Origin of the sequence: Pseudomonas sp. (assembly GCF_030684895.1) — a bacterium.
Taxonomy (GTDB): Bacteria; Pseudomonadota; Gammaproteobacteria; order Pseudomonadales; family Pseudomonadaceae; genus Aquipseudomonas.
In genome coordinates this window covers 20737-42234 of the sequence record NZ_JAUXXP010000046.1, presented here as the reverse complement: position 1 = coordinate 42234, position 21498 = coordinate 20737, and the positions used below count along the sequence as shown (strand labels likewise).

Below are 21498 nucleotides of genomic sequence, written 5' to 3'. Positions count from 1 at the left end.
CTTCTTAAGCCAGTGCAGCCAAGCGCGCCTTGCGGGCGCGCCAACCGGCCAGTAGCGAAGGCCCCAACGCAGTCAGCGCAGACCCCAATACCACCAGCACCGCGCCACCATAGGCCAACCAGTTGATCTGCTCCGGCTGTACATGGTCAGGCCACCAACTGGCGGCCAGCGCCACAGAGCCGAAGGTTACTAACGGGGTAATCGCCAACGCGGCGCTGACCCGCGAAGCCTCCCAATGCGCCAGCGCCTCGGCAAACGCGCCATAAGCCACCAGCGTGTTCAGGCAACAGGCAAACAGCAGCCAACCCTGCAGCGGGCTCAGCTCCAGCGCTTGCAGCGGATGCGCCCAAGGCGTCAGCAACAATGCGCAGGCCAGGTAGATCACCATCATCACCTGCAGCGAATTCCATACCGTCAGCAGCTGTTTCTGCGCCAACCCATAGAACGCCCAAACAAACGCAGCCAGCAGCACGATCAACACCCCTGTGGTGTAGGCCGTCAGCGAGGTCAGCAGCTCATCCAAGCGTTGGTTGAAGAACAAGGCAAAGCCGATCAGCAGCACCAATAAGCCCAGCCCCTGGCCAAGACTGAAACGTTCACGGAAGACAAACAGGCTGCTGATCAACAGCAGAATCGGCGCCACCTGAATCACCAGTTGCGTCGTGCCGGGGCTGAGCAAATTGAGACCCACCAGATACAGCACATAGTTGGCGGTCAACCCGGCTATCGCCAGCAGCAACAGCCAGGCGCCCTTCTTGCCCAGCGGACGAAACGTCGGCAAGCGCTGGCTGGCAGCCAGGTAGGCGAACAAGATGGAGCCGGAAACCAGCAGACGAAACCAGGTCACCGTAACCGGGTCCATCACCTGCAGCACTTCCTTGAGCTTGATCGGCAGCACGCCCCACAGCACCGCAGTCAACAGCGCGAGAAACAGACCATAGAGCCAGCGACCGGAGGAAATATGCATAAACGCCTCGAAACCCGTGCCGCAACCGTTGCCCGATGCAGGTTGAAGCGACAACGCAGCATTCTAGGCCGCAGCTGCAAACCGGCACAGCCACAGCCAGGCACAGCTATTTACGGCAACTGTACTGATGGCCGCACAGCATCAAGTCAGCCTTATGGCGTCAAAAAATATGAAAAGCGGAAAAACCGCACCGAATTTCGGCAAAAACGACCATTTGTCGTTAAATTCTGCAGCCAGAAAAACGCCGTTTAGACTGACCTCAGCAGCTCATTTTGCGGGAGGTTCATTTATGTTCGGCCAACGTAACATCGACCATAACCCCGGCACCCACTACCGCAGCGAGCGCGTAAGTGCGGTCAACGGCCAGTTCTTCTTCTCCACCCGCGAGGGCACCCTGGAAGGTCCCTACTTCAACCGAACGGATGCCGAACGCGAGATCGCCTTCTATATCCGCCGAATGATCCAGGCCAACGAGATCATCGAGAGCCGCGCGTTCTGAATCACCAAACCCCAGCCAATAAAAAGGCTATGTACCCGTTATCTGTTGAGTCATCCCGAGCAGCGATACGGTGCATGAAACGCGGTAAAGCGTAGGGTGGGTTACGCGGCGCCCGAATTGCGTGGTGCCGCCCATCACGAGCCTCAGCGCCACTAACCCACCCTACAAAAGCAGCCTGCAACACAATATTTGGTACAGAGCCAATAAAAAACCGCGATTACTTTCTTTGCAGCGCCCAACTATGTACTAAAGCTACCAACAGCCCTCGTCCAGAGGGCTTTATTTTGATTTTTTATATTGCTATTGGCCGTCCTAAATATACGTTTCATACCTTGCGTAATTGCAAGGACTTGACCACCCATTTGCATCACCACTGACCAATCAATCCATTCGTCATGAGCACGCATACCTGACGTGCGCGCGCCGAACTGACGACTGGCAACTGTTGACCCGAGGTGGCCGTATGCTAATGGCAGGAAGCGGCCAGATGAGGTCACTAGTTGAGTTGTCTAAAAAGCCCAGGCCGACTCAGTCACTTTCAGACCCAGCGCGATCTTCCCAAAAATTTGATTTACCTTGAGGTCGCGCTCTTCGATCCATGGCTAGGCGTCAATGCGCGGATAGCAGCTCATCGAGAACCCCTAAGTTGAAGTGTCTTTGCTGGGTCACCGCGAAAAACTGCTCTGCAATCTCTGGGATTTGTGCGTAAAGCTGTAGCACGCCAGCCTGTAATTCATCCTGCACCACCACTGCTGGTAAGAGCGCCACGTCACCGGAGTCACGCGCCAGGAGTCGAAGCATGGCCATATCGTCGACCTCGGCGCAGATGGTTGGGCTTAAACCATGACTGTCGCAAAACAACTCGAACTGGCTACGTATATCGCTACTGCGGCCCGGCACGATGAGGCGCACTTGCTGCAGATCGCGTTTCAGGTCGAAAGGTAGCGGCGCTCTACGGGGCGGACCGACCAGGCACACTGATTGGCGATCCAATAGCTGGCAACGCCAAGAGCGCTGGGCATCTGAACTGACCGGCGTATTGCTTAAAACTATGTCCAGCTTGTGCAGCGCCAGGCGTTCCAATAACTCCCCCAGGCTGCCCGATTCCAACGTGATGTGCACATCACGGCGGCCTAGAAACGGCCGCAGTAGGTTCTCTTGAAAGTTACGTGAAAGAGTGGCAACCGCACCGATGCGAAGCTTCTGGTTAGCCTGCTGAGTGCCCTGCAGGGTCATTTGCAGTTCGTTGCCAAGGGCGAAAATGCTCTCGGCGTAATCCAGTGCTAGCCGGCCAGCCTCAGTCAGTAACAGGTTACGGCCTGAGCGAATGAATAGTGCGTAACCAAGCTGCTCTTCCAGGGCGCGAATCTGTGTAGAGAGAGCCGACTGAGCGACATGCAATGATTGTGCGGCGCGGGTCAGGTTGCCTTCCTTGGCGACGGCCCAGAAGTAATGCAGGTGATGAAAATTCAGTCGGCGCATTGATTGTTCTTTATTAAAGATAGATAGGTTCTATTCAATCTATTTTAATTAAAAAATCAACTACTAGAAACTGAACCTGCCGATCATCTGCGGAGGTTCTCTGATGTCACTCTTGCTCCCCCAATTGAGCACCCTGCTGCCCTGGATTTACCTGCTGGCCATGCTACCTGTGGCTTTGAACCCATCGACCTCGCCAATTGGACGACTCTGGTGGCCAGCACGACTGGCCGGTTACGCAGGCTTTTCCGTGCTTCTGGCTGCTCTTTTACAAGGGGCGCTGGACGAACCTGACAGCGACCGCCTGGGGCTAGCCATGGCCACGCTAATCAGCCTTTTGGCGCTGGTCATCATCGATTTTTCGCAGCGCTACCTAGACGGTGAGCCTGGACAGAAACGCTATATCCTGGCGCTCCTAGGCACCCTGGCGGCGGTAGCAGTGGTAGTCACCAGCGGCGATTTGTATGTGCTGGTCGCTGCTTGGATCGTGTCCAGCCTGTGCTTGCATCAACTGCTGACCTTTTACCGTGACCGCCCCATGGCCCACGTTGTGGCCCACAAGAAATTTCTTGCCAGCCGCTTGGCTGACCTCTGCCTGATTGTGGCGACCGTGCTGTTGGTACACGCCGGCGGTGATAGCGCTATTGCAGTGATGCTCGATGAAGTCGCTCGGCGTCTGCAGGCAAGCGGTACTTTGGGCTGGGACCTACAACTGGCAACTGTGCTGCTGGTGCTGACGGTGATTCTCAAATCCGCCCAGCTGCCGGTTCACGGCTGGTTGATTCAGGTGATGGAAGCACCGACACCCGTTTCGGCTCTACTGCATGCCGGCCTGGTCAACCTGGGCGGCTTTGTCCTGCTTCGTTTCGCCCCCTTGCTATCCGCTGCACCTGCGGCGCAAACCCTGTTGGTAGTCGTGGGCGGGGGGACGGTTGTGCTTGCCGGTCTTGTGATGATGACCCGTATCAGCATCAAGGTACGTTTGGCCTGGTCAACCTGCGCACAGATGGGGTTGATGCTTGTGGAGTGCGGTTTGGGGCTCTACGAATTAGCCCTAGTGCACCTGTTGGCTCACTCCCTGTACAAGGCTTATGCCTTTCTCGGGGCTGGCGATACCGTTGCCCAAGTGCGTAGGCAGACCCTGCATAAAGACGCTGCACCCGCCAGCCTTAGGCTTGCCCTGTGGGCACTGGTTATGGTTATGGCCTGGTTGGTACTGCTGCATGGCATCTGGAGTCTGCTGCTGCCAATGCATTCGCTACCCGCGATGGCCTTGGTTATTTTGGCTATTGGTCTTGCGCCTTGGTGTATGCGCCTCAGTGGCGCTCTGCACAGCCTGGGCATGCTTACGCTCTTGCTTGGCTGCTACTTGCTCTGGCACATGGCTGCCGCGCACGTGCTGGGCTCTAGCCCTACGACGAGTGATTTTCAGCAGTATCTTGGACTATTCGCGTTGCTTCTGTTTCTCAGCCTTTACGCGCTGCAAGCCTTGATTATTACCCAACCTGAAGGCGCACTCGCCCGGCGACTCTACCCCCTGGCTTTTGCCGGCTTTTATCTGGATGAACACTTTACCCGCCTGACTTTCCGCCTGTGGCCGTTAACTCGGTCGCAGTCCGCCATGCCTGCAACTGGAGAACGCCTATGACCGCGCTCGAACACATCGCCAGCATTAATAAGGTTGCTCTGCATAAAATCGCTCGGCAGGCCTGCGAGCGTATTGCACCGACTTGGCCACTAGATCGCATGATTGCTGTTAACCCACTCTGGGAGCGACGTGACCAACCTTGGGCGGCAGTAGCCGAACAACTCTGGCGCCGCGCGGGCACACGCTTGACCCTCACTGCGGCCGACTATCGCACTGCCTGGCAAACCGGACAGATCAATCAACACCACCTAGATCTGGCTCTGGCTGAAACGTCGCATCCATGGACACCGCCACAATTGCTGCAGCTACTTGACCAACCGGCCGTTACTGCCCAGGGCCTGCCGCTATTGGAAGACATGGCTAAGGCTGAAATGAAAGTACCTGGCTGGCCTGCATTGATTACCCAGCAAATCGGCCAAAGCTGCGCCGCTTGGTTCGACGAAAATCAGTCCGACTGGCGTCCAGCGAAGCAGGTCAGCCTCTACCAAGCCTGGCGTGAGTCAATGTTGCAGAACCGTGGCTTAAGCGTGCTCAGCGCTTGCCGCTCGCTGGGTGAGCGGATCGCTGAGTTACCCCTGGAACCGCATGCTGCTCTCGAATCGGCGGTTCAGCGTTTGGGCCTTGCCGAGCACGAACTAAGCGAGTGGTTTGATTGCCTGCTGCTACGCAGCCTCGGCTGGGCGTCTTGGTGCGCGTATCAGCGTTGGCAAGCGAGGCTAGAAGGCGGTGATGATCCGGTGCTGCAGGAACTGCTGGCCATTCGCGCAGCTTGGGAATGGCTGGTTGATGACCGCCAGCGAGATGCTGACAGCTGTTGGAGTGCGTGGCGCGTAGCTTGGCAAACCGCTCGCGAACAGGTCCCCACATCACAGTGGCAGGCTCTGCAACTGTGGCAGCGGGCCGAGGAGCTGGCCTGGCAGGAGCAGCTGCAAGGCATGCTGCAACAACCGGTCAAACCTAAGGCCGTGGCTACGCCGATCGCACGGGTGTATTTCTGTATTGACGTGCGCTCAGAGGTGCTTCGTCGCGCCCTTGAAGAGGCTTGTCCGCAGGTCCAGACCGGTGGTTTTGCTGGATTCTTTGGTCTACCGATCGCCTACACCCCTTTGGGCACGCAAGCCACGCGGCCGCAACTTCCGGGATTGCTGGCTGCGCAGTTAACCGTAACTGACAGCAGCGGCGATGCCGCCCGCGACCGGGCCCTGGCCAGCCAGCGCAATCTACGCTTGGAACGTGCCGGCCGCTGGCAGCTGTTTGAGCGCTTGCCAGCCTCGACATTTACGTTGGTTGAAGCCTTGGGGCTGGGTTATGCCGGCGCACTACTGGGGCGCGTCGGCGGTCTCCTGTCCCGTCCATCCGCGCCTGATCGCAACGCTTTTCGGCCAAGCGAGTGGCTACAGTTAAAGCCGACGTTACCCGTGATCACACTTGAGCAGCGGACGAGTATGGCGGCGCGTATCTTGCGCGCTATGAGCCTCACTCATGACTTCCCGCCGCTGCTAGTACTGCTGGGGCATGGCAGCCAAAGTACTAATAACCCGCAAGCCGCTGGCTTGGATTGTGGTGCCTGTTGCGGCCAGAGCGGCGAGGTCAACGCCCGCGTGCTGGCCGACGTGTTAAATGATACTGAGGTGCGTAAAGCCCTAATCAACGAGGGCATTGATCTGCCAGTAGACTGCCGGGTACTGGCAGGCCTGCATAATACCACCACCGATGAGATCCAGGTGTTTGCCAGCGAGTCGCTGCCTCAGCGTTTGCAGCAATCTTGGCGGACACTGCGCCAAGCCCTCGACGACGCCGGTGAACGCGCCCGACGCGAGCGTGCCGCTCTTTTAGGGCTGGCGAACGTGAGCGAAAAGCCGGGAAAACTGCTGAGCATCTTGCGCCGGCGTGGCAAAGACTGGGCGCAGACTCGACCAGAGTGGGGCCTGGCCGGCAACGCCGCGTTTATAGCAGCGCCGCGCCTAAGGACCTGCGGGCAGAACTTGCAGGGCCGCGCTTTCTTGCACGACTACGACTGGCAGCAGGACACCAGCGGTGAAGTGCTGGAGTTGATCATGACCGCCCCCATGGTGGTCGCTAACTGGATCAATCTGCAGTACCTGACCTCCACCACCGACAACCTGCGTTTTGGCAGCGGTAACAAGGTGCTGCACAACGTGGTCGGCGGTCGTATCGGCGTGTTCGAAGGCAACGGAGGCGATTTGCGCATCGGCCTGGCGCACCAGTCGCTGCATGACGGTAAGAACTGGATTCATCGGCCACTGCGGCTGACAGTGGTGATTGAAGCGCCGCAGAGCATGATTGATAAGGTTATCGCCGAGCATGCTGCAGTCAGCGACCTGGTGATGCATGGCTGGCTTTATCTGCTGCGCATTGACAGCAATTGCCGCGACATATTGGAACGTCGCACGACTGAAGGATGGCAGCCGCTACCACGTTGAGGAATTAACACCGCGCCACCTTGGCGCGGTCTTTTTAGAAGTAGCCTTCGACTTTTTTCTTCTCCATTGAGCCGTCTTGGTCATGATCAATGATCCGGCCTTGACGCTCAGAGGTCCGTGTTATCAGCATTTCTTGAATAATCTGCGGCAGATCAGTCGCGGTGGACTCCACTGCGCCGGTCAACGGATAACAACCCAGGGTGCGGAAGCGTACCCAGCGAGTCTCGATGCTGGCGCGCTGTTCAGTGGATAAGTGCGGCAGGATGCGTTCATCGTCAATACAGATCAGCGTGCCGTGCAGCTCCACCACAGGCCGTGGAGCTGCACGGTAGAGGTCGACGATCTCGATGTTCTCCAGATAGATGTACTGCCAAATATCCAGCTCGGTCCAGTTCGATAAGGGGAAGACGCGCAGGCTCTCCCCTGGTCCGATCTGGGTGTTGTACAGCTGCCAAAGTTCCGGGCGCTGTTGCTTGGGTTCCCAGCGATGATTGGCATCGCGGAATGAACATACGCGTTCCTTGGCTCGCGATTTCTCTTCGTCACGCCGCGCACCGCCAAAGCAAGCATCAAACCCATACTGATCCAGCGCCTGTTTGAGCGCTTCAGTTTTCATCACATCGGTGTATTTGGCCGAACCGACCGAGTAAGGCGTAATGCCTAAGCGCTCACCATCTGGGTTGACGTGTACGCGCATGTCCAGGCTCAAACGTTTGGCCAGGTTGTCGCGAAACTGCGCCATCTCAGCAAACTCCCAGCCGGTATCCACGTGTAGAAGCGGGAACGGCAACGTACCCGGATAAAACGCCTTACGTGCCAGGTGCAGCAATACGGTGGAATCTTTGCCGATTGAGTAGAACAGGCAAGGGTTACGCGTCACGGCAACTACTTCACGCAGGATGTAGATGGCTTCAGCTTCCAGCTCTCGCAGGTGACCAAGGCCCATTGAGGATTGGTTATAGATTGTCATGGGTTGCAGAATTCGCAGTTTATCGCAGGGGCTTTTGTGGTGACGGGACGGCGTTCGATGTGCGCGCATGCAGGACATTCCCATGTGTGAGCGCTTGCCAGCGGAGTGCTGATTCCGCAGTCCATACATACGAGCCCTGGCTCACTGCGTACCACCGCGAATCCCATTGCTGCGCACTCGGGGCAACGACTAGAGAGTCGTTTGGCTAACTCAACCCCAGCTTCGCGGATAACGGCCTGACGCATTGGGTTTAAATGGGCCCGCATGTCAGTTTCTAGCCAGATTCGTTTGGGGCTAGACAGTAGCCAGTGCAATTGATCGATTAGCCAGTCGCGATCCCGTATTCCTTTACGGAACCAGGCATCACCGGGCTTGCCAAGGATCAGCGCGTGTTCCGGAAATAGCGCTTTATCCATGAATTTGACTGCTGCATCGATATCCTCGATTTCGCAATGCGAATAGTTGGTAGCTCCTGAGCCCGCTAGGGCGAAAACGGCATATTGGCGCTCGTTATCCCATAGACAGAGCAGCTCATAATCCCAAGGCATCCAGCCAATGTGGGGGTCTTTAGCAAAACTACCTTCACTGCCGAGGCCAAAGCGTAAGCCAGCCAATTCGGCAGCGAGCTTGGCCTTTGCCAGTACGGTGTCCTTCGCAGTACCCGTTCTGCTCACTTCTCGACTGAAGGTCCCAAAATGATCTGTGTCATAAATCGCCAGCGGCTCCAGCGCAAAGCCCAGTGCGTCTAAAGGTTCGCTGACCAGGCGCGTTTTATCGTGGCATGTGAGAAATGAGACTCGATTTCTTGCCGGTAACAGTGAATGAACACCGTTATAAGGTGTGGCAGCTGACATGGCTTGAGCTTCCTAGGTTGGCAGTAACCTGGATTTTCGTCAGTCTTTGCTATAATCGATAATAGATTATTAACCAATAAACTATTGCTGATTAACAATGGATAATCCACGCTTTCATACCCGCCAGACCACTTTTCGCCAACTCGAAACATTTCTCGAAGTGGCCGAACGACTCAATGTCACAGAGGCAGCCAGGGCTTTGCACTTGGCACAACCATCGGTATCCACACAGATTGCCAAGCTGGAAAAAGCGCTGGGCATGAAGCTGTTTGAGCAATTGGGCAAACGTCTGTATTTGACCGATGCGGGTAGTGAAGTGCAGTCAGGGGCGCAGGAGATCTTCGATGCGCTTAATCGATTAGAGATGAGCTTGGCTAAGTTAAACGGGCTAACGGTTGGTCGGCTACGGCTCGGCGCTGTAACCACGGCAAAGTATCTTGTACCGCGCCTACTTGGCCCTTTTTGCAGCCAATATCCACAGGTTGAGGTGCAGCTCAACATAGCCAATCGCTCGGAGGTTATCCGTCGGCTCGAAAATAATCGTGATGATCTTTATGTGTTCAGTCAGCCGCCGAAAAACTTAGACCTTGTCTCCATCCCGCTTGCTGAAAACCCATTGGTCGTGATCGCGCCAGCAGGTCACCGATTTACCGGTAAGCGCATATCGTGGGAGCAAATAGCTGCAGAACCGTTCTTGAGCCGAGAGCCTGGGTCTGGCACTCGTCTAGCCATCGAACAGCATTTTGCCCAGTTTGGCTGGAGCCTAAAGCCGCAGATGACCATCGAGAGTAACGAGGCCATCAAAGAGTCAGTCGCCGCTGCGCTGGGTATCGCGATCCTTTCGCGGCACACGCTGATTCACACTGCACCAGGCAATTTGGTGGAGTTGGATGTAGTCGGCTTTCCCATACCCAACCGCTGGTACTTGGTGAGTTGGCGCACTAAAAACCCGTCTCCTGTAGCCCAGGCGTTTGCCACTTTTGTTGACGATAAAGGCGAGCTGGCAGTACCCGAGTTACCGCAATAGGGCAACTCAGGCTATCGAATGACAGGCTCGCGTCATACGGTCATGCACAGCGGCCCAGGCTTCTTGGTGCGGTGGCAGCTGGATATAGATGCGCTGTAGACCCAGGGCATCGAGTTGGTAAAGTGCCGCGTAAAAGCCGGCTGCGTACTGCTCGGGATCACTGCCTAGATTAATCCCTGGGCCTTGGCTAGCGTGAGCATGACCGCACCAGATCCAGCCATTTGCGTGGCTATCTAGCGCGTCAACAGGGGGCTGGGTAAAACTCTGTGCCGGGGTTGTGGGCGCGTAGTGACGCAGGTGTTGGCCCGGAGCGCGCAAGCCGCCAGCGCTCTCTTCAAGTTGCTCTCCGAGTATTTGCTGCAAGTGCATGCAGCTAATCATGCCGCGGCGCAGCAACCGCGGCCTGTCACCCGGTAATAGACTGACAATGCTCGACTCAAGGCCAACCTGGCAGGGACCACCGTCCAATACGGTCAGCTCGCTGTCATGAAACTGCTTAGCCACATGTTCGGCGCTGGTCGGGCTGATTGACATATAGCGGTTGGCCGAAGGAGCCACCAGGCCGCTACCAAAAGAGCGCAGTAGCTGTTGTGCCATTGGGTGCGCCGGTACGCGAATGGCCACGCTGTTCTGCCCGGCTGTAACACAACGCAACACCTCATCGCGAGCTGGTAATACCAGCGTTAAGGGGCCAGGCCAGAAGGCTGCCATCAGGCGTTGAGTTTGCGGAGTAATTTCTGCTGCCCACTGGCTTGCCTGTTCAGCATCGTGAATATGGACGATCAAAGGGTTCGTACTGGGCCGTCCTTTTAAGGCGAAGACTCTGTTAACCGCGCTTTCCTGCAGTGCGTCAGCAGCTAGACCGTAAACCGTTTCGGTAGGCATGGCGATCAAATGACCGTCGCGTAGGTACTGAGCGCAAAGCGCGATGTCTTTAGTTATTGATGGCATGGTTTGGAAATTGGTCGATGTGTTGAGTGTTGCGCATCCGCCGAAGGCATTTGGCCGGCACGTTGGGCTTTCCGAGATGCTAATCGCCTGAAAAAGAAAACTCCCTGCGGCTTGCGCCAACGGGGAGTGGTACACCTAATGGTACATGTACTGAAAAGCAAATTAACCTGAAGGCCTTCACTCACAGAGTTTTAGTGCAATTTGTGCTGTAACGAGATTAGTCACGGTTTTTATTGCCTGACATTTATCGCGACGCTGATCAGCGCACCGCTTCAAACAGCCCGGTTGCGCCCATACCGCCGCCTACACACATGGTGACGATGCCGTAGCGCAGCTTGCGACGCTGCAGCTCACGCACCAGATGGCCGACCTGACGCGAGCCGGTCATGCCGAACGGGTGACCGATAGAGATTGAGCCGCCACTGACGTTGTACTTGGCGTTGTCGATTTCCAGACGGTCGCGCGCATACAGGCACTGCGAAGCAAACGCCTCGTTAAGCTCCCACAGGTCGATATCGGCAATGCTCAACCCCTTGGCCTTGAGCAGTTTGGGCACCGAGAACACCGGGCCAATGCCCATCTCGTCCGGTTCACAGCCAGCAGCAACAAAACCGCGGAAAAACGCCAGCGGTTTGAGGCCCAGTTCGATGGCTTTTTCCAGGCTCATCACCAGGGTCATGGAAGCGCCGTCGGACAGCTGCGAGGCATTGCCTGCGGTGACCGAACCGTCATCAGCAAACACTGGTTTGAGCGCGGCCAGGCTTTCCAGGGTGGTGTCGGCACGGTTGCAGTCGTCGTGGGCGACGATGCCGTCGACGATGCTCTTCTCGCCCGTGGCTTTGTCTTCGACTTGATACTTGACGTGCATCGGCACGATTTCATCGTCGAACAGGCCTTCGGCCTGAGCCCGTGCAGTGCGCTGCTGGCTCTGCAGGGCGTAGGCATCCTGGGCTTCGCGGCTGACGTTGTAACGGCGGGCGACGATCTCGGCGGTCTGGCCCATCGGGTAATAGATGCCCGGCACCTCTTTTTGCAGCAGCGGGTTGAACAGGTTCTGCGTGTTCATGCTCTTCAGGGTCATGGTGATCGACTCAACACCACCGGCCACAATCACATCACTGCAGCCGGACGCCACCTGGTTGGCGGCAATCGCAATGGCCTGCAGACCCGAGGAGCAGAAACGGTTGAGGGTCATGCCGGCCACGTTGGTGCCCAGGCCAGACAACACTGCGACGTTGCGGCCGATGTTCATGCCCTGAGCGCCTTCATTGGAGCCGGCGCCGACGATGCAATCATCCACCAGCGCCGGGTCGATGCCGCTACGCGCCAGCAATGCATTGACGCAATGAGCCGCCATGTCGTCTGGACGGGTCAGATTGAACTTGCCACGGAAGGACTTGGCCAAGCCAGTCCGTACGCTGTCAACGATCACCACTTCACGCATGCCGCACCTCATTGTTCTTGGGTTGAATTGGCAATGAGAATAAAACCGGACAATCTCACTCGGCGATGATCATTCATCAGTCGTATGCGCGACCATCCTGTAGCTCATGGAACTGGCCACTCAGTGCTTATCGAATGCAGCCTCAAGCGCCTCATTGATAGTGCGCAACACCTTGATGCGAGCAAAGCGTTTGTCATTGGCCTCAACCAGCGTCCAAGGTGCGATTTCCGTGCTGGTCCGGTCGACCATATCGCCCACCGCATCGCGGTACAACGGCCACTTGTCGCGGTTGCGCCAGTCTTCTTCGGTAATCTTGAAGCGTTTAAAGGGGATCTGTTCACGGGCCTGGAAGCGCTCCAACTGGGTCTGCTGATCGATCGACAGCCAGAACTTCACCAGCACCACACCGGCTTCGCTAAGCTGCTCTTCGAAGTCATTGATCTCGCCATAGGCGCGCAGCCAGTCGCCGGTGCTGCAAAAGCCCTCGACCCGTTCCACCAGCACCCGGCCATACCAGGAACGATCAAACACGGTGAACTTGCCGCGTGGCGGAATATGCCGCCAGAAGCGCCACAGGTAAGGCTGCGCGCGCTCTTCCTCAGTCGGCGCAGCAACCGGGACGATGCGGTACTGACGTGGATCGAGCGCACCAATCACCCGGCGAATCGCCCCGCCCTTGCCTGCCGCATCGTTGCCTTCAAACACCGCGATCAGCGAATGGCGACGCATGCGCTTGTCGCGCATCAAGCTAGAGAGTCGCGCCTGCTCACTGATCAGTTGCTCAGAGTACGTGTCCTTGCCCAAGGCCTGGCTCATGTCCAGGCTATCGAGCAGACCACGTTCATCCAGGCTGGAGGTCAGCGGCGCAGCATGCGGGTGAGAGAGGGGCCGAGTCGTGGCCTTCAATGCCGCTTGAAGGCCATCAAGCAGGATGCGCCCGACAGTCAGGCTGCGGTAATACTCATCTACCCCCTCAACCACATACCAGGGCGCGTAATCGCGACTGGTGCGCCGCAAGATACGCTCACCGACGCGCACGAACTTGTCGTAGGTTTTTGATTGCTGCCAGTCCAGCGGGCTGATCCGCCAGCTGTGCAGCGGGTCATCCTTCAGCGCCTTAAGCCGCGCCTTCATATGCGGCTTGGATAGGTGAAACCAGAATTTGAAGATCAGCGTGCCTTCATCGCAGAGCATGCGTTCCAGCCCCAAGGTGGTGTCGATGGCCTGATCGAGCACGGCATTCTTGATCCGCCCATGTACCCGGCCCTGCAACATCTGGCTGTACCAGTTACCGAAGAAGATGCCGATGCGCCCCTTGGGCGGCAGTTGCCGCCAATAGCGCCAGGCCGGCGGGCGCGCCAGTTCTTCATCGGTCTGCTGGTCGAAGGTGTTGACCTGAATCAGCCGCGCATCCATCCACTCGTTGAGCAGTTTGACCGTCTCGCCCTTGCCTGCCCCTTCGATGCCATCGATGAGGATAAGCACGGCAAAACGCCCTTGCTGCTGCAATTCGTACTGCGCCTCCAACAGCGCCTCGCGCAACGCTGGAGCCTCGGCCTCAAAGGTTTCTTTATCGATGCTGCGGCCGATCTCGGCGGATTCGAACATGGCCCACTCCCTGACAATATCGTGTGAGCCTAGCGGATAGGCCGTGACCTTGACCACGCTATTGCGCTATTCGCTTAACGCCGGGTGATCAGCCCTTGCTTGGCCACGCGCGTCAACTGGCGCACGGTTTCATCCAGCTGCGCGGCCGTTGGCGCCTGGATCACTGCCATATCGAAGTGGTTGCTGGCAAAGCGCGCCAGGGATTCGCCATCGTGAACAAAGTTGATCAGAAAGGTACGCGGGCCCGGCCAACGCTTGGGCCAGCCGTCGAGGTAGCGCAGCAGGGTCGGCTGGTGACTGCCGCCCAGGAGGATTTTCGGATTGTGCAGGGTCAGCCCAGAGGTGATCGGGGCCAGGCGAATAAGCGGTTGGGGACAGTGCATCGATATGTCTCCGCCTCATTGAGTCCGCTGGGCAGCGGTGAGAGGCGACACCGAACCAGCGCTTTAGCGGAATTTCAAAGCCTCCGAAGAGTGCTTCTCAGGGCGCTGCAATCAGCAGGTAACCCGGCGCCCCGCAAGTAGCTGTTTAAATCGGCGCATGGGTCGGCATCCTAGAGAAGCCCGCGCAGCACTGTCAAGGTGGGCAACCACGCCCCTACCCAACCACCCCAACCTTTGGTTGGTGGCCGCACTCATCAGCCTGCCAACCGGGCCTTTTGCCGCCTGCGCGCAGACCTCAGCTCTGTCATCTGGGGCCTGAATCCAGGCCCGCGCCGTTTCACCCCGTAACAAACCCGCAGCACTGCGCCTGCACCGGGTTGCACACAACGTCGATGTAGCGCCCGTGGCAGAGGGCTACACGGCTATTTGCCGCTACTGGCATGGTTTCTGCCAATACCCCTGGGCTGATGTACACGCCACGGGATGGGCGTTTTGGCTGCATGGACTGCCTTGAACTGCCCGATCAACCCTAGCGAGAGCCCCAATGAACAACAATAAAACCCTGCTCGCCCTCTGCCTGGGCGCCGGCTTGCTGGCCTCCGGCAACACCCATGCCTTCTGGTTCGGCTCCTCCGGCTACACCCAGACCAAATACCCGGTCGTGCTGGCCCACGGCATGCTCGGTTTCGACAGCATCCTCGGGGTCGACTACTGGTACGGCATCCCTGCCGCGCTACGCCGTGACGGCGCCAGCGTATACGTCACCGAAGTCAGCCAGCTGAATACCTCGGAAGCCCGCGGCGAAGAACTGCTGGCCCAGGTGGAAGACATTATCGCCATCAGTGGCAAGCCCAAGGTCAACCTGATCGGCCACAGCCACGGTGGCCCAACCATCCGCTATGTCGCCGCCGTCAAACCAAGCCTGATTGCCTCAGCCACCAGCGTCGGTGCGCCGCACAAAGGCTCGGCCACGGCCGACTTTATCCGCCAGGTACCACCAGGTTCGGCCGGGGAAACCTTGCTGGCCGGCATCGTCAACGGCCTCGGCACGCTGATCAACTTCCTCTCCGGCAGCTCCAGCACCAGCCCGCAAAATGCGCTGGGTTCGCTGGAATCGCTCAACAGCCAGGGCGCGGCGCGTTTCAACGCCAAGTTCCCGCAGGGTATTCCCACCAGCGCTTGCGGTGAAGGCGCCTACAGCGTGAATGGCGTGCGCTACTACTCCTGGAGTGGCACCAGCCCGGTGACCAATATCATCGACCCGAGCGACCTGCTACTGGGCGCCACCGCGCTGACCTTCAAGGGCGAAGCCAACGATGGCCTGGTCGGTCGCTGCAGCTCGCGCATGGGCAAGGTGATCCGCGATGACTATCGGATGAACCACCTCGACGAGGTCAACCAGACCCTGGGGCTGACCAGCCTGTTCGAGACCGACCCGGTCACGGTCTATCGCCAGCACGCCAACCGCCTGAAAAACGACGGACTGTAACAGCTTAGCCAGGGGCTGCCCTGCAGCCCCTGGCGTTTCTGCCCGCCTCGCCTGACCGTCTGTCCACCTGAAGAGTGCCTGTGAAAAAACTTCTGCTGCTGTCCCCACTGTTGTTCGCCGTCTGCCTGGCTCTCGCACTGTACCTGCAACCCGTGGATATTCCCGCGCAGCTCAGCGGTGATACGCCACGCCCCCTCCAACGCACTGACGCGCCACCGACCACACAAGCCCAGCACAGCAGGCAGACTACAGCCGATCCATTAAAAACCTTGCCCGCCTCATTCGGCGGCACCACGGTGGATGGCGTATTTCGCCTGGATGCCAATGGCAACCTGCTGATCAGCGAAGACATCCGGCGGATCTTCGATTATTTTCTTGCCGCCATGGGTGAAGAACCGCTGCGCGCCAGCGTTGAACGGCTGCGCGCCTATATCGCCGCGCAATTGCCAGCCCAGGCACGCGAGCAGGCCCTGGCGCTGCTCAACCAGTACCTCGACTACAAACGCGAGCTGGTGCTGCTCGAACGCGAGCTGCCGCAGATGGCCAACCTGGATGCCTTGCGTCAACGGGAGGCCGCCGTGCAGGCGCTGCGCGCGCGAATCTTCGATAGCCAAACGCAGCAGGCGTTCTTTGCCCGCGAAGAGGCTTACAACCAGTTCACCCTGCAGCGCCTGGCGATTCTGCATAACAGCCAGCTGGACGATGCCGGCAAAGCCGCCGCCGTTGACCAACTGCGCAACAGCCTGCCTGCCGAGATGCAGGACACCGTGCTGCCGCAACTGCAGAACGAGCTACGCCAGCAAACCGCGCAACTGCAAGCCGCCGGCGCCAAACCGGAACAGATCCGCCAGCTGCGCCAGCAACTGGTTGGCGCCGAAGCCACCCAGCGCCTCGAAGTGCTCGACCAGCAACGGCAAACCTGGAAGAAACGCATCGCCCAGTACAGCACTGAAAAAGCCGCCATCGAAAACAACCCCGGCATGAGCGCCAGCGACAAACGTGCCGCCATTGCCCAGCTTGCGGCGGAGAACTTTGATGAGCGCGAACAACTGCGCCTGGAAGCCGCCGAGCAGCTGGCGACAAAGGAAAAACCAGAATCCTGAAACGCAAAAAGCCCACCGAAGTGGGCTTTTTGCGGGCTGCTGCCGAGTCGTTTAACGCTTAACCGGCGATGCGCTTGTCCAACGACAGCTTGCCAGCCCCTTCAATCAGGATCGCTACGCTGATCGCCAGCAAGGCCAAGGCAAACTCATAACCGTTGTTGCTCATAAAGAAGCCATTGGCCAGGTGCACCGTGGCGATCGCCACCACCATGGTCAGCGCCAGCACCGCTGCTGCTGGACGCGCCAGCAGACCGATGATCAAGGCAATGCCACCAAAGAACTCGGCGCTACCGGCCATCAGTGCCAACAGATAGCCCGGCGCCAGGCCGATGCTTTCCATCCACTGGCCGACCCCTTCCAGGCCGTAACCGCCAAACCAGCCAAACAGCTTCTGCGCGCCGTGGGCGGCGAAGGTGATGCCGGCGATGATGCGCAGCACGGTAAGGCCGTAGCCCGCCTGGGTAGCAACAACAGATTTGATCAAAGCGTTCATGTGCAGCAGTCCTTGTAGTGGGGAGTTGATGGAGTGAAGATTAAACCAATTAGCCAATACTTAAAGCCGATAAATCCGCTAATTTCAATCGAATAATTAAATTAATCATTCTATCCAACTGACTTGCTAAGGCTCCAGCAGATAGCGCTCACGGTCATAAGCAAGGTAGTACTTATTCACGCTATTCACATAGCTGACCACGCCCATGCCCATCTGCTCCATCGCCACCCGCTCCACCTGGAAGAACCATTGATTGGGGTTCAGACCGCGCCTGCGTGCTTCTGCCCGCAGGCTTTGCACGCGTTGCGGGCCCATGTTGTAGCCGGCCAGGATAAAGGCCATGCGCTCACGCTCATTAAGCTGCGGGCTGTTGAAGTAGTTGCGGCGAATCATCGCCAGGTACTTGGCGCTGGCCTGCACATTGTTATCCAGCACGCCGATATTGCTCACGCCAACGCTGCGCGCCGCCGCCGGGGTGATCTGCATCAGCCCGGTAGCGCCACCGGCCCCTCGCGCCGCCGGGTTAAGGGTCGACTCCTTGAAGGCCAAGGCAGCCAGCGCCAGCCAGTCGAAGTCATGTTGCTCGGCATAGCGTTGCAACACCGGACGCACTTTCTCCAGGCGCTGACGCTCAGTGCGGCCCAGCGGGTAATGCACCTTATACAAACGCCGGTAGACGCGCTGGAACGCTACATCCTGATCCGCCGGGTCACGGTAACCCTTGAGAAAGCGGTCGATACTCGCGCCGAGCATTGGCGTGTCGCGGCGTACATACCAGCGCATAGCACCGCCGCTGCTCAATTGCAGGTGACGATCCAGGCGCAGCTTGGGCATCACCTTGGCCCAGCGCTCAGCAATCGGTTGCTCGACCGCAGTGACGCTGAAGATGCCGGCCTGAACCATTTCCAGCACATCCTCGACCGCCAGGCTCGGGTCGACCCACTCGACGATAATCGGCGAACGTTTGCTGTCGATCAGCCGCTGGTTGACCGCCCGCACAGCTTCCCCCGCCACGCTGCCCGCAGACAGGGCCAAGCTACGTCCGGAGAGCTGTTCGAGGTTCTGATACCTGCGGTTACCCTGCTTGGCGACGATGATCAGCGGCACATTGCTGCGGATGGCCGCGCTGGCGCTGAGTTTGCTGCCGCGCGGCATATTCAGCAGTTCACCGGGGGCGACCAGATCACCCTCGCCACGCTGCAAGGCGGCCAGCAGTTGATCCTTGGCGCGCGGAATGACCTTCAGCTTGAGCGTGCGGCCATCGCGCGCGTTGCGGTTGAGGTACTGCTCGAAGGCGCGCATGCGCTGGTATTCGACGCCAATGCTCTGGCCTTTGACCTCACCGGAACTGTTGCGGCTCTGGTTGACCAGCACGCGCAACTCACCGCTACTACGAATGCTCGCCAGGTCACGGGCGGCCTTGGGTTGCTCGACTTCCAACGGGCCAGCCACGCGCGCCACCGCTGTGCAGGACAGCAGCAATAGGCAGCAGGTGAGCAGCACTCGCAACATCAAGGCTCCAGGGCAGAATCGACCGATAGATCAGTGCAGCGGCGCGTCTGAATAGGCTGCGTACAAGGCAACTGACCCCTCGCGCGGGGCGCGGAGGTTGGCACAGCCCGGCCACGGACACCAGCCAGCAATCACATACAACATCATGTATAGGCTTTAACTAGCTGTATTTATTGGCTTTTAATCTATTAAAAAAGCTCTGTTATGCTGCCCAATCAATTCAGCAGGTAGCACCATGCAACTCATCGACATCGGCGTCAATCTGACTCACCCAAGCTTTGCCGAACAACGCGAAGCACTCCTTGCTCGCGCTTATGCGGCGGGCATCCAGCAAATGCTGCTGACCGGCACCAGCCTGGCGGAAAGTCAGCACGCCCTGGAGCTGTGCCGGCAGTTGGATGACAGCGCCGAGCATTTGTTCAGCACGGCCGGCATTCACCCCCACGACGCCAGCAGCTGGAACAGCGACAGCCATGCGCAACTCAAGGCGCTGCTGGCCGATCCCAGAGTGCGCGCGGTGGGCGAATGTGGACTGGACTTCAACCGTGACTTCTCACCCCGGCCGCAACAGGAGCAGGTGCTGGAGCAGCAGTTGGCCCTGGCGGTGGAACTGCAATTGCCGGTGTTTCTGCATGAACGCGATGCTGACGAACGCCTGCTGGCGATCCTGCGGCACTTCCGCGACCAGCTGCCGGCGGCCGTGGTGCACTGTTTTACCGGGGAAAAGCGCGCGCTGTTCAATTACCTGGATATGGACCTGCATATCGGCATCACCGGCTGGATCTGCGACGAGCGCCGTGGCAGCCATCTGCACCCGCTGGTCAAGGAAATCCCCCGTGGCCGTCTGATGCTGGAAAGCGACGCGCCCTTTCTGCTGCCGCGCAGCCTGCGGCCGAAACCGAAGAACGGCCGTAACGAGCCGGCCTTTCTCGTTGAGGTGCTGCGTGAAGTGGCGCTACACCGCAGTGAAACCGAGCAGGTACTGGCAGCCCATACCAGCGCTGCGGCTCAGGCCTTCTTCAACCTGCCTGCATTCAGTGGCGCGGCCAGCTAATTAGTCCAATCGCGCAGTGCGGTTGATAAGGATCAATAGATCCACTGTGAGGCTGAGCGACACTACTGGCACTTTGCCAAGCCTTCACCTCACACGAGACACCTGCATGGGCCATTGGATCAGCGACCTTTCCCTGAAGTACAAATTCTGGGCCGTAAATGCCGTGGCCTTCTTTACCACGCTGCTGCTGGTGCTCTATGCGCTGCACCTGGAACAACAGGTGCATCACGATGCCGCCAAGCAGGCTGTGCAGCAGCAGGCACGCTTATTAAGCCAATGGCCGCAGGAGCAGGCCTTGCCGAAGGTTGGTAATCTGCTGAGCGTTGCCAGCGGGCAGACGCCACGCTTGCCGGACAATCAGGGCAGCGCTCTGGCTAACGCACGTGGTTGGGTCGATTTAAACGGCAGCGATGGGCTGATCGGCGCCGAAGTCATCGTCCGCGAAGACGGCCAACGCCTGGCCATCACCGCTTCGGCACCGAGTCTAACCGAGGTTTTTTTCGACCGTGCACCCAGCTATGCCCTGGTCGTCGCGCTGTTGATGCTGCTCTTGCTGGCGGCCTCACAGTTGCTGATTCGCTTTCTGCTCAGCCACCTCAACACCCTCAAGGATGTGATGCTGCAGGTGGAAAAAAGCGGCGACCTCAGCGCCCGTGTGCCGCTGGACTGCAAAGATGAAGTGGGCCAGATGGCCAGCGCTTTCAATGCCATGCAGGCTGGCTACCAACGGGTGGTTGGTATCGTCGCCCAGTCGGCGGCGCAGTTGGATGAAGGCGCCGAACGCCTGGCCGGCAATATGCGTGATGTGCGCCAGGGCATGCTCGAACAGCAGAGCGAAACCGAACAGGCGGCCACCGCCATCAACGAAATGTCCGCCACCGTGCACCATATCGCCGAGCACACGGCTGATACCCGTGACCAATCAAAGAACGCTGAGCACCTGGCGCGCAGCGGCCAGCAGGCGGTCAACCGCGTGAGCCTGTCGATCTCCGGGCTGTCCAGCGGTGTGCAGCAGACCGCGCAGATGATCGAACAGCTGGCGGTCGACAGCCAGAAGATCGGCGGTGTGGTCAGTGAGATTCACGGCATTGCCGAACAGACCAATTTGCTCGCGCTAAACGCCGCCATCGAAGCTGCTCGCGCCGGCGAAATGGGCCGTGGCTTTGCCGTGGTCGCCGATGAAGTGCGCAACTTGGCTAAACGCGTGCAAGACTCCACCGACGTCATCACCCAGATGATCAACACCCTACAAAGCGGCACCCGCGATGCCGTGGACTTTATGCAGGACAGCTCGATCAAAGCCGATGAATGCGTCAAACAGGCCGGTGAAGCCGGCCAGGCGCTGGTGGCGATTACCGAATCCGTGGCGCTTATGCGGGAAAGCAATACGCAGATAGCGGTAGCGGCCGAGCAGCAGAGCCAGGTGGCCGAAGAGATGAACCGCGCGGTGATCCGCATCCGCGACGTGACCGAACAGACCGTCGGCCAGACTGGTCAATCAGCCGTCACCAGTGCCGACTTAGCCAGTCTCGCAGGTGAGCTGAACACGGCGATTCGCCAGCTCAAGCTATAA

18 protein-coding genes and 1 pseudogene are annotated in these 21498 nt (G+C 58.6%); 9 read left to right on the top strand and 10 right to left on the bottom strand.

The window, feature by feature from the left end:
- Positions 1 to 4: 4 nt before the first annotated feature.
- Entirely contained in the window at positions 5 to 967 is a 963-nt protein-coding gene (locus tag Q8M42_RS09440; RefSeq protein WP_304863676.1) for a DMT family transporter, read from the bottom strand.
- Between the two features lie 289 nt (positions 968 to 1256).
- Between Q8M42_RS09440 and Q8M42_RS09435 the strand changes: the two genes are divergently transcribed.
- Complete coding sequence (locus Q8M42_RS09435) at positions 1257 to 1466, top strand: DUF6316 family protein (protein WP_275962846.1); 210 nt, start codon at positions 1257 to 1259, stop codon at positions 1464 to 1466.
- A 609-nt stretch (positions 1467 to 2075) separates the two neighbouring features.
- Here Q8M42_RS09435 and Q8M42_RS09430 read toward each other — a convergent pair.
- Complete coding sequence (locus Q8M42_RS09430; RefSeq protein ID WP_304863679.1) at positions 2076 to 2948, bottom strand: LysR family transcriptional regulator; 873 nt, start codon at positions 2946 to 2948, stop codon at positions 2076 to 2078.
- A gap of 103 nt (positions 2949 to 3051) precedes the next feature.
- Between Q8M42_RS09430 and Q8M42_RS09425 the strand changes: the two genes are divergently transcribed.
- Together Q8M42_RS09425 and Q8M42_RS09420 are read left to right on the top strand one after the other, a co-directional pair.
- Positions 3052 to 4593, top strand: coding sequence for an NADH-quinone oxidoreductase subunit L (locus Q8M42_RS09425; protein ID WP_304863681.1), 1542 nt, complete (start codon positions 3052 to 3054; stop codon positions 4591 to 4593).
- Positions 4590 to 7037: a YbcC family protein gene (locus Q8M42_RS09420; RefSeq protein ID WP_304863684.1), complete on the top strand. Its 2448-nt coding sequence runs from the start codon at positions 4590 to 4592 to the stop codon at positions 7035 to 7037. The genes Q8M42_RS09425 and Q8M42_RS09420 overlap by 4 nt, the downstream gene beginning before the upstream one ends.
- Before the next feature lie 34 nt (positions 7038 to 7071).
- Here Q8M42_RS09420 and cysD read toward each other — a convergent pair whose 3' ends face one another.
- Together cysD and Q8M42_RS09410 are read right to left on the bottom strand one after the other, a co-directional pair.
- Positions 7072 to 8007: a sulfate adenylyltransferase subunit CysD gene (cysD, locus tag Q8M42_RS09415; protein ID WP_304863751.1), complete on the bottom strand. Its 936-nt coding sequence runs from the start codon at positions 8005 to 8007 to the stop codon at positions 7072 to 7074.
- Positions 8004 to 8861, bottom strand: coding sequence for a DUF6671 family protein (locus tag Q8M42_RS09410; RefSeq protein ID WP_304863686.1), 858 nt, complete (start codon positions 8859 to 8861; stop codon positions 8004 to 8006). The genes cysD and Q8M42_RS09410 overlap by 4 nt, the downstream gene beginning before the upstream one ends.
- A gap of 97 nt (positions 8862 to 8958) precedes the next feature.
- Between Q8M42_RS09410 and Q8M42_RS09405 the strand changes: the two genes are divergently transcribed.
- Positions 8959 to 9888 (top strand): LysR family transcriptional regulator, encoded by a 930-nt coding sequence (locus Q8M42_RS09405; protein ID WP_304863689.1) that lies wholly within the window; start codon positions 8959 to 8961, stop codon positions 9886 to 9888.
- Positions 9889 to 9894: 6 nt separating this feature from the next.
- On the opposite strand, the gene Q8M42_RS09400 is transcribed toward Q8M42_RS09405, so the two are convergent.
- The 4 genes from Q8M42_RS09400 to Q8M42_RS09385 form a co-directional block, all read right to left on the bottom strand.
- Positions 9895 to 10959: an L-threonylcarbamoyladenylate synthase gene (locus Q8M42_RS09400; RefSeq protein ID WP_305284024.1), complete on the bottom strand. Its 1065-nt coding sequence runs from the start codon at positions 10957 to 10959 to the stop codon at positions 9895 to 9897.
- A 139-nt stretch (positions 10960 to 11098) separates the two neighbouring features.
- Positions 11099 to 12283, bottom strand: a complete 1185-nt coding sequence (locus Q8M42_RS09395) for a thiolase family protein (RefSeq protein ID WP_304863693.1) — start codon at positions 12281 to 12283, stop codon at positions 11099 to 11101.
- A 120-nt stretch (positions 12284 to 12403) separates the two neighbouring features.
- Positions 12404 to 13891: a polyphosphate:AMP phosphotransferase gene (gene pap, locus Q8M42_RS09390; protein WP_304863694.1), complete on the bottom strand. Its 1488-nt coding sequence runs from the start codon at positions 13889 to 13891 to the stop codon at positions 12404 to 12406.
- Positions 13892 to 13965: 74 nt separating this feature from the next.
- Positions 13966 to 14274 carry a hypothetical protein gene (locus Q8M42_RS09385; protein WP_090253450.1) on the bottom strand — a complete coding sequence of 103 codons (309 nt, stop codon included), beginning with the start codon at positions 14272 to 14274 and terminating at the stop codon, positions 13966 to 13968.
- Positions 14275 to 14818: 544 nt separating this feature from the next.
- Here Q8M42_RS09385 and Q8M42_RS09380 point away from each other — a divergent pair.
- Positions 14819 to 15763, top strand: coding sequence for a triacylglycerol lipase (locus Q8M42_RS09380; RefSeq protein ID WP_304863696.1), 945 nt, complete (start codon positions 14819 to 14821; stop codon positions 15761 to 15763).
- 80 nt (positions 15764 to 15843) lie between these two features.
- The gene (locus Q8M42_RS09375; RefSeq protein WP_304863697.1) at positions 15844 to 16866 is read left to right on the top strand and encodes a lipase secretion chaperone; all 1023 of its coding nucleotides are present in this window, start codon (positions 15844 to 15846) and stop codon (positions 16864 to 16866) included.
- A gap of 58 nt (positions 16867 to 16924) precedes the next feature.
- On the opposite strand, the gene Q8M42_RS09370 is transcribed toward Q8M42_RS09375, so the two are convergent.
- The gene (locus Q8M42_RS09370) at positions 16925 to 17359 is read right to left on the bottom strand and encodes a DoxX family protein (RefSeq protein WP_304863699.1); all 435 of its coding nucleotides are present in this window, start codon (positions 17357 to 17359) and stop codon (positions 16925 to 16927) included.
- 126 nt (positions 17360 to 17485) lie between these two features.
- Complete coding sequence (locus Q8M42_RS09365) at positions 17486 to 18871, bottom strand: transglycosylase SLT domain-containing protein (protein ID WP_304863701.1); 1386 nt, start codon at positions 18869 to 18871, stop codon at positions 17486 to 17488.
- Between the two features lie 235 nt (positions 18872 to 19106).
- On the opposite strand from Q8M42_RS09365, the gene Q8M42_RS09360 reads away from it, so the two are divergent.
- The 3 genes and pseudogenes from Q8M42_RS09360 (at position 19107) to Q8M42_RS20970 (ending at position 21498) form a co-directional block, all read left to right on the top strand.
- A complete protein-coding gene (locus tag Q8M42_RS09360; protein WP_304863703.1) occupies positions 19107 to 19925 on the top strand; it encodes a TatD family hydrolase in 819 nt (272 codons plus the stop codon).
- A gap of 106 nt (positions 19926 to 20031) precedes the next feature.
- Positions 20032 to 20628 (top strand): annotated as a pseudogene (locus tag Q8M42_RS20975) (HAMP domain-containing protein); the annotation flags it as partial.
- Positions 20629 to 20949: 321 nt separating this feature from the next.
- A complete protein-coding gene (locus Q8M42_RS20970; protein WP_370870347.1) occupies positions 20950 to 21498 on the top strand; it encodes a methyl-accepting chemotaxis protein in 549 nt (182 codons plus the stop codon).

Excerpts from the sequence above, each read along its gene's own strand:
- Q8M42_RS09440 (WP_304863676.1), bottom strand. The coding sequence starts at position 967 with ATGCATATTTCCTCCGGTCGCTGGCTCTATGGTCTGTTTCTCGCGCTG.
- Q8M42_RS09435 (WP_275962846.1), top strand. The coding sequence starts at position 1,257 with ATGTTCGGCCAACGTAACATCGACCATAACCCCGGCACCCACTACCGC.
- Q8M42_RS09430 (WP_304863679.1), bottom strand. The coding sequence starts at position 2,948 with ATGCGCCGACTGAATTTTCATCACCTGCATTACTTCTGGGCCGTCGCC.
- Q8M42_RS09425 (WP_304863681.1), top strand. The coding sequence starts at position 3,052 with ATGTCACTCTTGCTCCCCCAATTGAGCACCCTGCTGCCCTGGATTTAC.
- Q8M42_RS09420 (WP_304863684.1), top strand. The coding sequence starts at position 4,590 with ATGACCGCGCTCGAACACATCGCCAGCATTAATAAGGTTGCTCTGCAT.
- cysD (WP_304863751.1), bottom strand. The coding sequence starts at position 8,007 with ATGACAATCTATAACCAATCCTCAATGGGCCTTGGTCACCTGCGAGAG.
- Q8M42_RS09410 (WP_304863686.1), bottom strand. The coding sequence starts at position 8,861 with ATGTCAGCTGCCACACCTTATAACGGTGTTCATTCACTGTTACCGGCA.
- Q8M42_RS09405 (WP_304863689.1), top strand. The coding sequence starts at position 8,959 with ATGGATAATCCACGCTTTCATACCCGCCAGACCACTTTTCGCCAACTC.
- Q8M42_RS09395 (WP_304863693.1), bottom strand. The coding sequence starts at position 12,283 with ATGCGTGAAGTGGTGATCGTTGACAGCGTACGGACTGGCTTGGCCAAG.
- pap (WP_304863694.1), bottom strand. The coding sequence starts at position 13,891 with ATGTTCGAATCCGCCGAGATCGGCCGCAGCATCGATAAAGAAACCTTT.
- Q8M42_RS09385 (WP_090253450.1), bottom strand. The coding sequence starts at position 14,274 with ATGCACTGTCCCCAACCGCTTATTCGCCTGGCCCCGATCACCTCTGGG.
- Q8M42_RS09380 (WP_304863696.1), top strand. The coding sequence starts at position 14,819 with ATGAACAACAATAAAACCCTGCTCGCCCTCTGCCTGGGCGCCGGCTTG.
- Q8M42_RS09370 (WP_304863699.1), bottom strand. The coding sequence starts at position 17,359 with ATGAACGCTTTGATCAAATCTGTTGTTGCTACCCAGGCGGGCTACGGC.
- Q8M42_RS09365 (WP_304863701.1), bottom strand. The coding sequence starts at position 18,871 with ATGTTGCGAGTGCTGCTCACCTGCTGCCTATTGCTGCTGTCCTGCACA.
- Q8M42_RS09360 (WP_304863703.1), top strand. The coding sequence starts at position 19,107 with ATGCAACTCATCGACATCGGCGTCAATCTGACTCACCCAAGCTTTGCC.
- Q8M42_RS20970 (WP_370870347.1), top strand. The coding sequence starts at position 20,950 with ATGATCGAACAGCTGGCGGTCGACAGCCAGAAGATCGGCGGTGTGGTC.